The following is a 14,834-nucleotide window of genomic DNA, read 5'->3' on the forward strand; positions in this document are numbered from 1 at the left end:
GAGCACATCCATGTGCGCTTCTCTCCGGCCATCCATGGCCTCCGAAATTTTTGGAAGGGGCTTCCCACCACTCGCCTCCGACATTTTCGGTGCATGCGCGCGAGCCTGAAAAAGCGTAGGTTGGATTAGACGAAGTCGTAATCCAACAAAAAAAACATGCAATGCCGAACTTTGTCGGATGACGACTTCGTCTAATCCGACCTACTTGTTTTTTCGGCTTTAGGCCTGCACATAGATTGATCAGGGAGAGGGCCGGAACGCCTTCCGTTGCCACCAAATCAGAAAGACCTGCTCTGCGGAAGACACCCGGGGAGTAAACAAAACGGAGCACTTTTGAAAGACAACGATTCCAGACAATTTGACCTGCACCCGGTTGACCAAAGCCGGCTGACGACTCTGTGCGGACAGTTTGATGAGCATCTGAAGCACATTGAACGCCGCATGCAGGTGAAGGTCGGCCGCCGCAACCACCATTTCCGGGTGGAAGGCGAAACCGAGCATGTCGCCGCCGCGGTGGAGGTTATTCGCCACCTGTACCGGGAAACCGAGGCCACCAACGACATCTCGCCGGACACCGTGCATCTGTTCATTCGGGAAACCGGCTTTGAACGGCTGCCCGAAGATGTCCCCTATGACGGGTCGGTCACGGTCATCAAAACGCCCAAGTTGCAGGCCAAGCCCCGTGGGGCAAACCAGCAGAAGTATGTGCACAGCATTCGCACTCACGACATCAACTTCGGCATTGGGCCGGCCGGAACCGGCAAAACCTGGCTGGCGGTGGCCTGCGCGGTGGAGGCGTTGAAGGATGAGCAGGTAAAGCGCATTCTGCTGGTTCGCCCGGCCGTGGAAGCCGGCGAGAAGCTGGGCTTCCTGCCCGGTGATCTGGCGCAGAAGGTCGACCCTTACCTTCGGCCGCTCTACGACGCGCTTTATGAAATGCTGGGCTTTGAGCAAGTGACCCGGCTGATTGAAAAAAGCGTGATCGAGATTGCACCGTTGGCCTTTATGCGTGGCCGCACGCTGAACAACTCGTTCATCATCCTTGACGAAAGCCAGAACACCACCCGGGAACAGATGAAGATGTTTCTGACCCGCATCGGTTTTGGCTCCACCGCGGTGATCACCGGCGACACCACCCAGGTGGATCTGCCCCGGGGGCAGAATTCGGGGCTGATCCACGCCGCCGGTGTACTGAGCAAAGTCTCAGGCATTGGTTTTACACGCTTTGAGGCGAAAGATGTGGTTCGCCACCCGCTGGTACAGCGCATTGTTGAGGCCTATGACGCCCTTGATGACGGGAGCACACCAGGCCAGTGAGCACGCTGACAGTTGACCTGCAACGGGCCTTTGAAGCACCCGGTATCCCCGATGAAAGTGCCTTTGGACGATGGGCAGCGTGTGCCTGGCTCGGGAATGATCCGTCCGAAGTGACCATCCGTATCGTCGACACCAATGAGGGCGCGGAACTCAATGGCCAGTACCGGGGGAAGAACGGCCCCACCAACGTGCTGTCCTTCCCATTTGAAGCGCCAGCGGGTATAACGGTTCCGTTGGCCGGAGATCTCGTTATATGTGCTCCGGTCATTGAAAAGGAAGCCGAGGACCAGCACAAAGCGCTTGAGGCGCACTGGGCCCACATGGTGGTGCACGGTATGCTGCACCTTCAGGGCTACGATCATATTGAAGACAACGATGCCGGGGTCATGGAAGCCCTCGAAGCCCGGCTGCTGGAGCAGCTGGGATTTGGCAATCCTTACGAATCAGAGGAAGCGGAAAAAGACTCATGAGCGACGACCAGTCGAGTCGCAGTCAGGGCAACAGGTCTTGGCTGGAGCGTATATCACAGGCCTTTTCCAGCGGGCCTGAGTCCGTAGAGGACGTGCTGGAAATCCTGCGGGATGCGGAATCCCAGGAAATTATTGATACCGACGCCATGAGCATCATCGAAGGTGCCATGCAGGTTATTGATATGCGGGTCGATGAAATCATGATCCCGCGCTCCCAGATGGTCACGGTCAAGGCCGCCCTGGCCCCGAAAGCGTTTCTCGGCGAGATCATCTCGTCTGCCCACAGCCGGTTCCCGGTGATTGGCGACAGCCCCGACGATGTGATCGGCGTGCTGCTTGCCAAAGATCTGTTGCCGCTGGCCCTGAACAACGAACTTGACTGGAACCATGTGCGGGAAATCCTGCGCCCACCGACGTTCGTTCCCGAGAGTAAGCGCCTCAACCAGCTGCTTAAAGAGTTCAAGGAAAACCGCAATCACATGGCGATTGTGGTAGACGAGTATGGCGGTACCGCCGGGCTGATCACCATCGAGGATGTGCTTGAGCAGATCGTGGGCGAGATTGAAGACGAGCACGATTTCGATGAAGAGACCCACATCAAGGCCCGTGGGGACGGCACCTTTGCCGTCAAGGCGGTCACACCGGTGGACGACTTTAACGAGTTCTTCCAGACGGAGCTGGATGAAGAAGAGTTCGACACCATCGGTGGGGTTGTTCTTAAGGAATTCGGCCACCTGCCCAGGCGGGGCGAATCGGTTGCATTTGGCGGTCTGCAATTTACCATTGCGAACGCTGATAACCGAGTCATCCGTCTGCTGCAGGTAATTCGAAGTGAGCAATAACGGCACCCATTCAAGACTTCCCGATACGCGCCTGGCCGGCAACACATGGCTCGGGGCCTGCGTTCTCGCCATTGCTGGCGCGCTGCAAACCCTGACCCTTTCGCCACTGCAGTGGTGGTGGCTGGGGCCGGTTTCGATTGCACTGATCCTGCTGGTCTGCGTTCCTCTGAGCCCCCAGAAGCTTTTCCGGGCCGGGTGGTTTACCGGCATCGGGCTGTTCGGTAGTGGTGCCAGCTGGGTCTATATCAGCATCAGTGAACACGGCAATACCTCAGTGCCTGTCGCCATCCTGCTGACGAGTTTGTTTGTCGCCGGCCTGGCGCTGTTTCACGCCATCGGGTTCTGGGGCTGGGGCAAACTCACTCAAAAAAGCCAGATACGCCGGCTACTGCTGTTTCCCGCTATCTGGATTCTCAGCGACTGGGTGCGCGGTTGGCTGTTGACCGGCTTCCCCTGGCTGTACCTTGGAAACGCCCATGTAGACGGCCCACTGGGTGGTTTTGCCCCTCTGGTGGGCGTGCATGGCATTACCTTCTGGATTACCGCAACGGGTGTCGCCCTCTACGGCGCATGGTGGCTGGTACTCAACCGGCGCACGGCCAATGCCGGCATAGTCGCGGTTCTGGCCTTATTGCCTTGGGTAACCGGCCCAGCCCTGTCGAAGATCGAATGGACCGACGTCAGCGACGAGGCCACCACCTTCGCCTCGATGCAGGGCGACATCCCCCAGCACATCAAATGGGACCCCGATTTCCTGCGGGACCAGATCGTTGTTTACCTCAGGCTCACAGAAGGCATGTGGGATACCAATCTGATTCTATGGCCGGAAACCGCCATCCCCATTCCCCAGGACCGGGCGGGGAAGATCATTGACCACATCCGCGAAGAACTGGGCGATGACAGCACGCTGATTACCGGCATTCCCTGGTACGGATTCAGCGAGCGTGTTGAAGACTTCACGTTCCACAACAGCATCATGGCCATAGGCAACGGCGAGGGCATGTACCACAAGCAGAAGCTGGTGCCCTTCGGAGAGTACGTGCCCCTGCAGCAGTGGCTGCGTGGCCTGATCGGCTTTTTCGATCTGCCAATGTCGAGTTTCAGCCGGGGGCCGGCGGACCAGTCACCACTGACGGCCAACGGCACACGCATCATGCCGTTTATCTGCTACGAAGTCGCTTATCCGGATTTTGTTGCCCGTAACGCTAAAAACACCGACATGTTGTTGACCATCAGCAACGATGGCTGGTTCGGTGACTCCATCGGCCCGCTGCAACACCTGCAGATCGCCCGCATGCGCGCTCTGGAAACCGGTCGATATATGCTCCGGGGCACCAACAATGGCGTCACGGCGATCATCGATCACAAAGGGCAGCTGGCTGAAACCATTCCTCAGTTCGAGCGCGCGGTACTGACCGGGGAGGTATTCGCCGCAACCGGCAACACACCCTATATGCTGACGGGCTCCTGGCCGGTATTGACCCTGGCGCTGATCCTCATCGTCTTCGTAAGAGAAAGAATCATCCCAAACCGTAGGTCGGATCAGGCGAAGCCGTAATCCGACGCTGGGGCGGGACTTGTCGGATTACGGCTTCGCCTGATCCGACCTACATCCAGGGCATTATTCCGATTTTCGGGGCCAGCGGCTGGTCACCCGCTCGTAGTAATGAGAGCCGCAGGCCTCGCAGGGTTCCAGGTGGCTGGTCGCGGTCAGGCAACGCATATGGCTGCAGTTAAGGCAATGGAACATGCCGGCCGTGGCCACCTCGCCCGCTATGTAATGCCCCACCTCCTGATTCTCGAGCTTCTGCGTCAGCTCCAGTGTGTCAATCAGTGTCCTGTCAGCAACGGACAGCAACCGGTCGGCAAGCTGATGCTCCAGCAGGGCGATATCCAGCTGCAACCACTCAGTCAGCCCCTCCCCGGTCTCTTCCACGAATTGCAGCAGATGCCCCAGGTCCCGCTGCAGGTAGGCTCCCAGCAGGTCAGCCTCCTCGCGGGTCATTTCCTCCAGTTCGTATTCAAACTCAATCGCCTTGCGAACTTCGTCTTCCAGTGTCTGATAGGACGTTTCCTGTAACTCATCGAGGCGCGACTGCACCCGCTCCAGCATCCTGTCGTAAACTTCCAGGGCTTTTCCGGAAAGGTGTCTGCGTTCTGGCTCAGTCATGAATGGCTCCTGTGAAAGTCTCGATCGCCCTGCCTGCCGACGACCTGCAACAACTCTAAGTCTGGCACAGGATCGGGAATTTGGCAGACTACCTGTTAAGCCGCGTGTGCGTTAGAATGTTCGGCCCGCTCCGGACATCGTTTTGATACAGCGTTTTATTTTCCACACAAGGTAATTTCGGTAATGGCAGGAATGGACGAGCAATACAATCCACGTGACGTAGAACACAATGCCCGCACTTTCTGGGAAGAGAACAACACCTTCGCAGTCAGGGAAGAACCCGGCAAACCAAAATACTACTGCCTGTCCATGTTCCCCTACCCGAGCGGCAAGCTGCACATGGGCCACGTCCGCAACTACACCATCGGCGACGTGATCTCCCGCTACCAGCGCATGCAGGGCAAAAACGTGATGCAGCCCATGGGCTGGGATGCGTTCGGTCTGCCAGCGGAAAACGCCGCCATCGCCAACAAGACCGCCCCTGCCAAGTGGACCTACGCCAACATCGAATACATGAAGAACCAGCTCAAACAGCTGGGCTTCGGCTACGACTGGAACCGCGAACTGGCCACCTGCAAGCCGGATTATTACCGCTGGGAGCAATGGTTCTTCGCCCGCCTTTATGAAAAAGGCCTGGTGTACAAGAAAATGTCTACCGTGAACTGGGATCCGATTGACCAGACGGTACTGGCCAATGAGCAGGTGGTGGATGGCCGCGGCTGGCGCTCCGGTGCGCTGGTTGAACAGAAAAAGATTCCCCAGTGGTTTATCCGCATTACCGATTACGCCGAACAACTGCTGAGCGACCTGGACGATCTGGAAGACTGGCCGGAACAGGTCAAGACCATGCAGCGCAACTGGATCGGCAAATCCGTGGGTACCGAACTGACCTTCCCTCTCAAGGGTCGGGACGAGGTGCTGGAGGTTTACACCACCCGCCCGGACACCTTGATGGGGGTAACCTACATGGCCGTGGCGGCTGAGCACCCGCTGGCCAAAGCCGCAGCCGAGCAGCACCGTGACGTTGCCGAATTCGTCAGCGAGTGCCGCAATAGCAAAGTGGCCGAGGCCGAACTGGCCACCATGGAAAAGAAAGGCATCGATACCGGGTTCAAGGCAATCAACCCGCTGACTCAGGAAGAGATTCCAGTGTTTGTCGCCAACTTTGTGCTGATGGATTACGGCACTGGCGCACTGATGGCCGTACCGGGCCACGACGACCGCGATCACGAGTTTGCCCGCAAATACCGGATTTCCATCAAACAGGTGATTGCGGCCCGGGATGGTCGTGACATAGATGTGCAGGAAGCGGCGTTTACCGAAAAAGGCACCCTGGTTTCTTCGGGAAAATACAGCGGTATGACCAGCGAAGAAGCCTTCGATAAAATTGCGGATTACCTGGAAACCGAGGGCATTGGCAAGCGCACAGTCAACTACCGGCTGCGGGATTGGGGGGTCTCTCGCCAGCGTTACTGGGGCGCACCTATCCCGATGATGACGTTGGAGGACGGCACCGAATGCCCAGTGCCGGATGACCAGCTACCGGTTACCCTGCCCGAAAACGTGGAAATGGACGGCGTTCAGTCGCCGCTCAAAGCGGATCCCGAGTGGGCGAAAACCACCTTTGACGGCCAACTGGCGACCCGAGAAACCGATACCTTTGACACGTTCATGGAATCCTCCTGGTATTACGCCCGATTCTGCAGCCCCAACTACGACAAGGGTATGCTCGATCCGGCCGCCGCCAATTACTGGCTCCCAGTGGATCAGTACATCGGAGGTATCGAGCACGCCATCCTGCACCTGCTTTACGCCCGCTTCTTCCACAAACTGTTGCGGGACGTGGGCCTGGTCACCAGTTCCGAGCCGTTCAACCGCTTGCTTTGCCAGGGCATGGTGCTGGCCGAAACCTACTATCGCGAAGATGCCAATGGCGGAATAACCTGGATTTCGCCGGCCGACGTCACCGTTGAGCGCGACGCCAAAGGCCACGTCATAGGTGCTGTGCACAATGACGACGGCCAGCCGGTGGAAGTCGGCGGCGTCACCAAAATGTCCAAGTCCAAGAACAACGGCATTGACCCCCAGGCCATCATCGATCAGCACGGCGCTGACACGGTGCGGCTGTTCATGATGTTCGCGGCCCCACCGGAGCAGTCACTCGAATGGTCGGACAGCGGTGTGGAAGGCGCGCATCGCTTCCTCAAGCGCCTGTGGCGCATGACCGGTGAACTGACGGCTGGCGGTGACATCCCGGCGCTGGAGGTGGGCAGCCTGAACGATGCCCAGAAGAGCCTGCGCCGCAAAACCCATGAGACCATTGCCAAGGTGAGCGATGACATCAGCCGTCGCCTCACCTTCAACACCGCGATTGCGGCGGTCATGGAGCTGCTGAATGACGTGGGCAAACTGACCGATGATGCGCCGCAAAGCCGGGCTGTTCGCCACGAGGCACTGGAAGTTGCGGTATTGATGCTGTCGCCCATCGTGCCGCATATCTGCCACAACCTGTGGCAGTCTTTGGGGCACAACACGCCGGTGGTAGACGCCGAATGGCCCGCGGCTGATAAAACCGCGATGGTTCGCAGCCAGATTCAGGTGGTACTGCAGGTCAACGGTAAAGTGCGCGCCAAGGCCGACGTGCCTGCGGATATGGATAAGGCAGGCCTCGAAAAGCTGGCCCTGGAAAACGAGAATGTGGTGCGGTTCACCGAGGGTCAGACGGTTCGCAAGGTCATTGTAGTGCCTGGCAAACTCGTTAACGTGGTGGCCAACTGATATGACCAGAAAAATGCACCCGGCCCGAATCGCCAGTGTCGCTGGCTGTTCACTATTGTCGCTCGCTCTGGCGGGGTGCGGCTTTCAGTTGCGAGGCGCGCCTCCGGTGCCCCCGGGCCTGCAACCGCTGGCGGTTTCCTGTGTCGAACAGATCCCGGCTGAGCTTTGCGACGCAGTCAACAAACAGCTGGAACTGGGCGAAATTGACCTGCGCTCCCCGGAGAAAGCGGATTACCTGCTTCGCCTCCGAGGCTTTGAGCAGGATCGCCGGGCCAGCGCCATAACCGTTCAGGCCTCGGCGGCGGAATACACATTGCGCCAGACCGTGCGCATGGATGTGCTGACCCGGGACGAGCTGCCGCTGATCGCAGAAACCAGCCTCAACAGCAGCGAAACCTACCGCTACGATGACACCAACGTCCTCGCCAAACAGCGTGAGGAAGAGGAACTTCGCCAGCAGCTTTATGAACGGCTTGCCCAACAGATCATCTTCCGGCTCGCGCCTTTGACTGAAGCCCGTGTCACGGAGCTGAAAAAAGCCGCCGAAGAAAACGAAGACGCGCGCTGATCATGAAAACCCAGCCGGCGCAGCTTCCCCAGCTCCTGAAAAAATCCCTGGCACCGGTTTATCTCATTTCCGGAGATGAGCCCCTGCTGGTGCAGGAGAGCTGCGACGAAGTCCGGGCGGCCGCCAAACAGGCGGGTTTCCATGATCGCCTGACGTTTCACGCCGACCATCAGTTCGACTGGAGCGTCATTGGCGAGGAGTTTGGTTCGCTATCACTGTTTGCGGAGAAACGCCGGATCGAGATCCATCTGCCAACTGGCAAGTTGGGCGATGGCCGCGCGGTGCTGGAGCGCATTCTTCAGCAGCCTCCGGAAGACATCATCCTGCTCCTGATCAGCACCAGGCTGGATGCCGCTGAAACCAAACGCAAATGGTACAAGGAACTCCAGAACAAAGGCGTGCATGTCCCGATCTGGCCCGTCGATGGCGACAAATTCTCAGGATGGCTGCAACAACGGGCCAAATCCCGAGGGCTTCAACTGACCCGGGGCGCACTCGACATTCTCACCGACCGGCTAGAGGGAAACCTGCTTGCCGCCAGCCAGGAGCTGGACCGCCTGGCCCTGTTCGGCGGCGATAAAACCATCGACGAAGAAGTCATCGAGCAGGCCGTCCAGGACAGCTCTCGCTTCAACGGATTTGAGTTGGTTTCCGAGCTGCTCGCTGGCCATGCCCCCCATGCACGCAAAATGATTGGCGTCTTAAAGCAGGAAGGGGAAAACCCTCTGGGGCTGCTGGCGGTCTTGACGCGAGACCTGCACCTGACCATGGAGCTCAGTGCGGCCATAGCGCGACGGGACGCACCATCAGGTTTCCTCAAACAGCGCGGCGTGTTCCAGCCGCAACGCGCCCGCACCATTGAGCAGGCAGCCCGGCGTCTTGCCCGGCCACAACTGCACAAGGCGCTGGAGCTCTGCAGCAACATTGACCGCGCCACCAAGGGCTTCGACCCACTCTCGCCCTGGGATTATCTGGAAGACATGGCAACCCATCTCAGCCTTCGAACCTGACCCAGATCAACCCCACTCGTCCCCCGGCCCTTTCCGTGCTTGACAGTTTTTTATCATGCGGAGCATTGTAGAATCTCCATCAACCAATGGAGGTGCGTGGCATGAATCTTCAGGACGATCTCAAAAAGCTGTCGGAAAAAATCAGGCAATATCGTGACGAAGCCCGTGTCCAGCTCCACCTGGCCCGGGAAGATGTGAAGGACGAATGGGATGATCTCGAGAAGGACTGGGAAAAGTTTCGGTCCAGGCTGGACAGCGTTCTCCATGATACCGAGGACGCCACACAGGAAGCCAGACAGACAGCCAAGAGGCTCGGCGAAGAGGTCCGGGCCGGCTACGAGCGCATCCGCGATCGCTTGAAGTAAACGTTAACCGGTTAACACAATGCTACAAAATGCGACACCAGAGGCTCTGTTTCACCGAGCCTCTGTGCCATACTTCACAGTGCAAGTGAACCAAGTGTCACTTTTTTGACCACCGCTGATTAACATTTATCCAAAGGTGGCCTGATCGGCCAAGGCACTGGTCAGCACTGCGAGGTATAAAAAATCCATGAAAAATACAAAACTGACGACCCTGTTTCTTACTCTCCTGCTCCTGCCTTTGTTTGTCACTGGTCAGAATACCCGGTTCAGCGATCCCGATACCGTTGCCCGCGATCAGTTCTGGGGCACCTTGCACGCGGGCGGTGGTACTTCTTTTTTCTGCGAGACTCCGTTCACCAGCAAGGGATTTACCATGACAGAAGGCCATATCTATCCCCTGGCCATCGTACGCAGCTCTCTAGGGTGCGGCACCTCCCGCCAATGTGACCAGGACAACCGGTATCGCCAGATTGCCTCCGACCTCCACAACATGGTGCCGGTCACCAGCCGCGTGGAAATGCGCCGGCGCAATGCCCGGTATGAACAGCTTGGTGCGGGTGCCCGGGAAGACGAGTGCGGGAACCGTGAAAGCGCGCAATTTTTTGAACCACCCCACCGCGTCAAGGGTGATGTTGCCCGCACTGTTGCGTACATGGTCGACACTTACAATTTACCCTGGGTCGGCACATCGATGGTTATGAAAACCTGGAGTCGCACAGACCCTCCCGATGACAACGAGCTGACCCGCCACCGTCAGGTCAGTAAACTTCAGGGCAACCAGAACCCGTTTGTGGCAGATCCGAATCGACTGGAAAACCTGTAAATCCGGATAATGCCATGAACCCACAAAAAAAGGCAGGCCCCGTGGGGACCTGCCTTTTTTATACAAACCACGGTTCTGACCCGAAGGGATCAGAACTCTTCAGCGGTCAGTGCCATCATCGAGTCACTGCCGCTGCGAATACCCTCAGCCAGTGACACCGTCTTTGGCAACAAACGGTCGAAGTAGAACCGGGCCGTCTTCAGTTTTCCGGTGTAGAAACCGGACGTATCGCCCTCGGCTTTCGGCGCTGCCGCTTTGACGATCTTCGCCCACATGTAGCCCAACGCAGTCAGACCTAACAGGTCAAGGTAGTCCACCGAGGCGGCACCAATGGCGTCCGGGTTGTCACCAGCTTGCGTGATCACGTGCTCGGTTACGTCTGACAGACGCTCAATCGCCGCAGCGAGAGGCTCAAGGTACGGGCGCAAATTCTGGTCGCCGCTGTTTTCCTCGATGAAAGCTGCGGCGTCATTGGCGAACAGTTCGAACAACTTGCCTTGGCTGCCCACCACTTTCCGGCCCATCAGGTCCAGTGCCTGGATGCCGTTAGTACCTTCATAGATCTGGGTGATGCGGCAATCACGAACCAGCTGTTCCTGGCCCCACTCGCGGATAAAGCCGTGACCGCCAAATACCTGTTGCCCGATGATACAGGCATCCAGGCCGCGATCGGTCAGGAACGCCTTGGCGACCGGCGTCAGCAGTGCCACCATGCCCTCGGCGTGTTTACGGCGCTCGTCGTCTTCCGCGAATTTGGCAATATCCAGCCATTGCGCCACGTAAGTCGAGAAGGCTCGCCCACCTTCCACATAGCTCTTCATGGTCAGCAGCATGCGGCGAACATCCGGGTGCACCAGAATGGGGTCCGCCGCTTTTTCCGGCTGCTGAGCACCGGTCGGGGCGCGGCTCTGGATACGCTCCAGCGCATATTCACGGGCGCTCTGCAGTGATGCTTCCGCGGCACCGACGCCCTGAATGCCCACGCCCAGGCGCTCGTAGTTCATCATGGTAAACATCGCTGCCAGGCCCTTGTTTTCCTCGCCCACGAGCCAGCCTTTGGCACCGTCGAAGTTCATCACACAGGTGGCGGAACCCTTGATGCCCATCTTTTTCTCGAGTGACCCGCAGCTGAGGCTGTTGCGCTCCCCCAGTGATCCATCGTCATTTACCAGGAATTTCGGTACCAGCAACAGCGAGATGCCTTTCGGACCTTTCGGAGCATCCGGCAGCTTGGCCAGCACCAGGTGGATAATGTTCTCCGCCATGTTGTGCTCGCCCCAGGTAATAAAGATCTTGGTACCTGTGACGTTGAAAGAGCCGTCGTCGTTGGGCTCGGCCTTGGTGCGGATAATGCCCAGATCGGTACCGGCATGGGGTTCAGTCAGGTCCATGGCACCAGACCAGACGCCGGAGTACATATTGGGCAGGTATTTTTCCTTGAGCTCCTGACTGCCGTGGGCATTCAGAGCCAGAGAGGCCCCGGCGGTCAGCATCGGTGCCAGCCCGAACGCCATGTTGGCACCCTGCATCATTTCCTCGAACTGAGCCACCAGCGTCTTGGGCATGCCCATACCGCCGAATTCCGGGTTGCCGCCGAGGCCGTTCCAGCCACCTTCCACGATGGTCTGGTAGGCTTCCCTGAAGCCTTCCGGGGCAGTCACTTCGCCGTCATTCCACTGACTGCCCTGCTCATCGCCCTCGCGGTTCAGCGGGGCCAACACGCCACTGGTGATCTTGCCAGCTTCTTCCAGAATGGCATCAGCGGTATCCGGGTCCACATTCTCCGCCACTTTGGGCAGTGAAGCCCACAGTGCCGGAGCATCGAATACTTCGTTCAGAACAAAGCGCATGTCACGTAAAGGTGCCTGATAATCAGCCATCTAAAAACTCTCCAAAAATCCAGTCAGTCTATCGGCACGCGTGATGCCATGTGCATTGGCATGCCGGTCGGCTATGTGTCCGCTCGAGGTTATTTTTATAGGACGATATTCTACCCTATTGGCAGGCCTAACTCATGAAAAAAGCCCGCCTCCTGGGAGAGCGGGCTTTTGAGGGTCTGCCTGCCCGCGCCTTAAATGACGAAGCCTTCTTCTGGCATGTCCATCAGGCTGTCAGCGCCCGCCAGCATGCTCTCGGCATGGGCTTTGGAGCGTGGCAGCATACGCTTGAAGTAGAAGCGTGCCGTCTGGACCTTGGCGTTGTAGAACATTTCTTCGCTGGTTCCGTCGGCCATCTTGTCCAGCGCAACCTTGGCCATACGGGCCCAAAGGTAGGCAAACACGGCGTAACCGGAATACATCAGGTAGTCCACTGAAGCGGCACCCACCTCTTCGCGGTTCTTCATGGCGGTCATGCCGAGCTTCATGGTCAGATCACCCCATTCCTTGTTCAGCGCCGCCAGCGGCTCCAGAAATTCCTTCATCTGCTCGTTGTCGGCGTTTTCCTTGCAGAAAACATGAACCTGTTTGGTGAAGCCTTTCAGGGATTCGCCCTGAGTCATCAGCACCTTACGGCCCAACAGATCCAGCGCCTGGATACCGGTGGTTCCTTCATAGATCATACCGATACGGGCATCACGAACGTTCTGCTCCATGCCCCACTCGGAAATGAAACCGTGGCCACCGAACACCTGCATGCCGAGGTTAGCGGCTTCGTAACCGATTTCGGTCAGGAACGCCTTGGCAATCGGCGTCAGGAAGCCCAGGGCTTCGTCAGCGGCCTTACGCTCTTCTTCAGTCTTGCCACTGTGAACGACGTCAGCCTGCTGAGCCGTCAGGTAGATCAATGCGCGGGCACCTTCGGCAATGGCTTTCTGAGTCAGCAGCATGCGGCGTACGTCAGGGTGGACGATGATCGGGTCCGCAATGCCTTCCGGATTTTTCGGGCCGCTCAGCGAGCGCATGGCCAAACGGTCCTTGGCGTAAACCAGTGAACCCTGGAAGCCCAGTTCCGCCGCACCCAGCCCCTGGATGGCAGTACCGATACGAGCGGTGTTCATAAACGTGAACATGCAGTTCAGGCCGCGGTTCTCCGGCCCGATCAGCCAGCCTTTGGCACCGTCAAAGTTCATCACGCAGGTCGCGTTACCGTGAATACCCATTTTGTGCTCGATGGAGCCACAGGAAACCGCGTTGCGCTCACCAGAAGAGCCGTCGTCATTCGGCAGGTTCTTGGGCACGATGAACAGGGAAATACCCTTGGTGCCTTCCGGAGCGCCCGGCAGGCGTGCCAGCACGATGTGAACGATGTTCTCTGCCATGTCGTGCTCACCGGCCGAGATGAAAATCTTGGTCCCGGTAATGGCGTAGGTGCCGTCAGCATTCGGTTCAGCCTTGGTTCGCAAGGTACCCAGGTCGGAACCGCAGTGTGACTCGGTCAGACACATGGTGCCGGTCCACTCACCGGCGATCAGTTTGGTCAGATAGGTTTGCTTCTGCTCTTCCGTGCCGTGGGCCTGGATGGTGTTGGTGGCACCGTGGCTCAGACCAGGATACATGCCGAACGACCAGTTAGCGGTACCCACCATCTCACTCATGACCAGTCCCAGGGAGTGCGGCAGGCCCTGACCACCATAGTTGGTGTCGGCGCACATGGACGGCCAGCCGCCATCAACGTACTGCTGGTACGCTTCTTTGAAGCCGGTCGGTGTTTTCACACTGTCTTCGCTCCAGGTACAACCTTCCCTGTCACCCACCTGGTTCAGCGGAGACAGCACCTGCTCACAGAACTTCGCACCTTCCCCAATGATGGCATCGACCATATCCGGCGTTGCATCGTCGGCACCTTCCAGATTGGCGTAGTGCTGCTCGCTGTCCAGCAGCTCGGTCATTACGAATTTGATGTCACGCAGGGGCGCTTTGTATTCAGGCATGGAATCCACCTCAGGTTTTCGGACACATCTGCAAATCAAGTTGCAGTATTTGGCCTTGGGGTTTGCTCAGACACTGTGACGCTCATGCAACACAGTCTAAATTAAACACTTGTTTGAAACATACGTTTAGAGGCACGGAATTGTCAATAGCGCGACCTGAAATTTGTGTTGCTAATTGTGGCCCGGCGGGGCGAGCAGGAGGCAGAATCATGCGGCTGGACAAAGAAAAAAGAGACCGTTTCAGGCGGTTATAGATCGGGCTCGGGGGAGGCAGGCGTCACGGAGGGGAGTGCACCAGCGATCATGGTTTTGGAATGTCAGTGGGTAGGCTTAAACCAGAAGACGTCTTCAGGCAGTAATGTCGAGCAGCGTACCGACCGTCTCGTCCGCTGTTTTCACGACTTGGGCTGACGCCTCAACACTACGCTCGTAAAGCTTGAGATCGATGATGGGTTCAACCAGAGAGCCTGCACCATCAGCGGTGCCCTGCGGTCCATCTGCTCCGCCACGGGCAATTTTTCGGGCCGCATTTTCCATGCCCATCATTCCGTCCTGGATGCCCTGAATACCGATACCGAGCGTGTTATTGATCATGACCAACCCACCTGATGACCGTTAAT

The 14,834-nt window shown here is 57.9% G+C and carries 13 protein-coding genes; 9 read left to right on the forward strand and 4 right to left on the reverse strand.

Features of this window, described 5'->3' with window-relative positions:
* Positions 1-333: 333 nt before the first annotated feature.
* Genes WD429_RS14890 through lnt form a run of 4 tightly spaced genes read left to right on the forward strand, consistent with a single transcriptional unit; the run spans position 334 to position 4,187 of the window.
* Positions 334-1,317 (forward strand): PhoH family protein, encoded by a 984-nt coding sequence (locus WD429_RS14890; RefSeq protein ID WP_368422970.1) that lies wholly within the window; start codon positions 334-336, stop codon positions 1,315-1,317.
* The gene (gene ybeY / locus WD429_RS14895) at positions 1,314-1,787 is read left to right on the forward strand and encodes an rRNA maturation RNase YbeY (protein WP_368422971.1); all 474 of its coding nucleotides are present in this window, start codon (positions 1,314-1,316) and stop codon (positions 1,785-1,787) included. Before WD429_RS14890 ends, ybeY begins: the two co-directional genes overlap by 4 nt.
* Positions 1,784-2,629, forward strand: a complete 846-nt coding sequence (locus tag WD429_RS14900; RefSeq protein ID WP_368422972.1) for an HlyC/CorC family transporter — start codon at positions 1,784-1,786, stop codon at positions 2,627-2,629. The genes ybeY and WD429_RS14900 overlap by 4 nt, the downstream gene beginning before the upstream one ends.
* Positions 2,619-4,187: an apolipoprotein N-acyltransferase gene (gene lnt, locus WD429_RS14905; RefSeq protein WP_368422973.1), complete on the forward strand. Its 1,569-nt coding sequence runs from the start codon at positions 2,619-2,621 to the stop codon at positions 4,185-4,187. The genes WD429_RS14900 and lnt overlap by 11 nt, the downstream gene beginning before the upstream one ends.
* 63 nt (positions 4,188-4,250) lie before the next feature.
* Here lnt and WD429_RS14910 read toward each other — a convergent pair whose 3' ends face one another.
* Positions 4,251-4,799: a zinc ribbon-containing protein gene (locus WD429_RS14910; protein ID WP_368422974.1), complete on the reverse strand. Its 549-nt coding sequence runs from the start codon at positions 4,797-4,799 to the stop codon at positions 4,251-4,253.
* Positions 4,800-4,991: 192 nt separating this feature from the next.
* Here WD429_RS14910 and leuS point away from each other — a divergent pair, with 192 nt between their 5' ends.
* The 5 genes from leuS to WD429_RS14935 all read left to right on the forward strand — a co-directional run bounded on the left by leuS (position 4,992) and on the right by WD429_RS14935 (position 10,343).
* A complete protein-coding gene (gene leuS / locus WD429_RS14915) occupies positions 4,992-7,577 on the forward strand; it encodes a leucine--tRNA ligase (protein WP_368423028.1) in 2,586 nt (861 codons plus the stop codon).
* 1 nt (position 7,578) lies between these two features.
* Positions 7,579-8,145: an LPS assembly lipoprotein LptE gene (gene lptE / locus WD429_RS14920; protein WP_368422975.1), complete on the forward strand. Its 567-nt coding sequence runs from the start codon at positions 7,579-7,581 to the stop codon at positions 8,143-8,145.
* A 2-nt stretch (positions 8,146-8,147) separates the two neighbouring features.
* Positions 8,148-9,155, forward strand: a complete 1,008-nt coding sequence (gene holA / locus WD429_RS14925) for a DNA polymerase III subunit delta (RefSeq protein WP_368422976.1) — start codon at positions 8,148-8,150, stop codon at positions 9,153-9,155.
* Between the two features lie 101 nt (positions 9,156-9,256).
* On the forward strand, positions 9,257-9,520 hold the full coding sequence (locus WD429_RS14930; RefSeq protein WP_368422977.1) for a hypothetical protein: 264 nt from the start codon (positions 9,257-9,259) through the stop codon (positions 9,518-9,520).
* Between the two features lie 187 nt (positions 9,521-9,707).
* Positions 9,708-10,343 (forward strand): endonuclease, encoded by a 636-nt coding sequence (locus tag WD429_RS14935; RefSeq protein WP_368422978.1) that lies wholly within the window; start codon positions 9,708-9,710, stop codon positions 10,341-10,343.
* 89 nt (positions 10,344-10,432) lie between these two features.
* Here the strand turns inward: WD429_RS14935 and WD429_RS14940 are convergent, their stop codons facing one another.
* From WD429_RS14940 to WD429_RS14950, 3 genes are all read right to left on the reverse strand, one after another.
* Entirely contained in the window at positions 10,433-12,223 is a 1,791-nt protein-coding gene (locus WD429_RS14940; RefSeq protein WP_368422979.1) for an acyl-CoA dehydrogenase C-terminal domain-containing protein, read from the reverse strand.
* Positions 12,224-12,414: 191 nt separating this feature from the next.
* Positions 12,415-14,214 carry an acyl-CoA dehydrogenase C-terminal domain-containing protein gene (locus WD429_RS14945; protein WP_368422980.1) on the reverse strand — a complete coding sequence of 600 codons (1,800 nt, stop codon included), beginning with the start codon at positions 14,212-14,214 and terminating at the stop codon, positions 12,415-12,417.
* A gap of 348 nt (positions 14,215-14,562) precedes the next feature.
* Entirely contained in the window at positions 14,563-14,808 is a 246-nt protein-coding gene (locus tag WD429_RS14950) for a flagellar biosynthesis protein FlgE (protein WP_368422981.1), read from the reverse strand.
* Between the last annotated feature and the right edge of the window lie 26 nt (positions 14,809-14,834).

The organism is Marinobacter sp., from assembly GCF_040904845.1.
Classification (GTDB): domain Bacteria; phylum Pseudomonadota; class Gammaproteobacteria; order Pseudomonadales; family Oleiphilaceae; genus Marinobacter.

Bases quoted from the DNA above. Each gene is read 5' to 3' on its own strand.
- WD429_RS14900 (WP_368422972.1), top strand. From the start codon at position 1,784: ATGAGCGACGACCAGTCGAGTCGCAGTCAGGGCAACAGGTCTTGGCTG.
- WD429_RS14910 (WP_368422974.1), bottom strand. From the start codon at position 4,799: ATGACTGAGCCAGAACGCAGACACCTTTCCGGAAAAGCCCTGGAAGTT.
- leuS (WP_368423028.1), top strand. From the start codon at position 4,992: ATGGACGAGCAATACAATCCACGTGACGTAGAACACAATGCCCGCACT.
- lptE (WP_368422975.1), top strand. From the start codon at position 7,579: ATGACCAGAAAAATGCACCCGGCCCGAATCGCCAGTGTCGCTGGCTGT.
- holA (WP_368422976.1), top strand. From the start codon at position 8,148: ATGAAAACCCAGCCGGCGCAGCTTCCCCAGCTCCTGAAAAAATCCCTG.
- WD429_RS14930 (WP_368422977.1), top strand. From the start codon at position 9,257: ATGAATCTTCAGGACGATCTCAAAAAGCTGTCGGAAAAAATCAGGCAA.
- WD429_RS14935 (WP_368422978.1), top strand. From the start codon at position 9,708: ATGAAAAATACAAAACTGACGACCCTGTTTCTTACTCTCCTGCTCCTG.
- WD429_RS14940 (WP_368422979.1), bottom strand. From the start codon at position 12,223: ATGGCTGATTATCAGGCACCTTTACGTGACATGCGCTTTGTTCTGAAC.
- WD429_RS14945 (WP_368422980.1), bottom strand. From the start codon at position 14,214: ATGCCTGAATACAAAGCGCCCCTGCGTGACATCAAATTCGTAATGACC.
- WD429_RS14950 (WP_368422981.1), bottom strand. From the start codon at position 14,808: ATGATCAATAACACGCTCGGTATCGGTATTCAGGGCATCCAGGACGGA.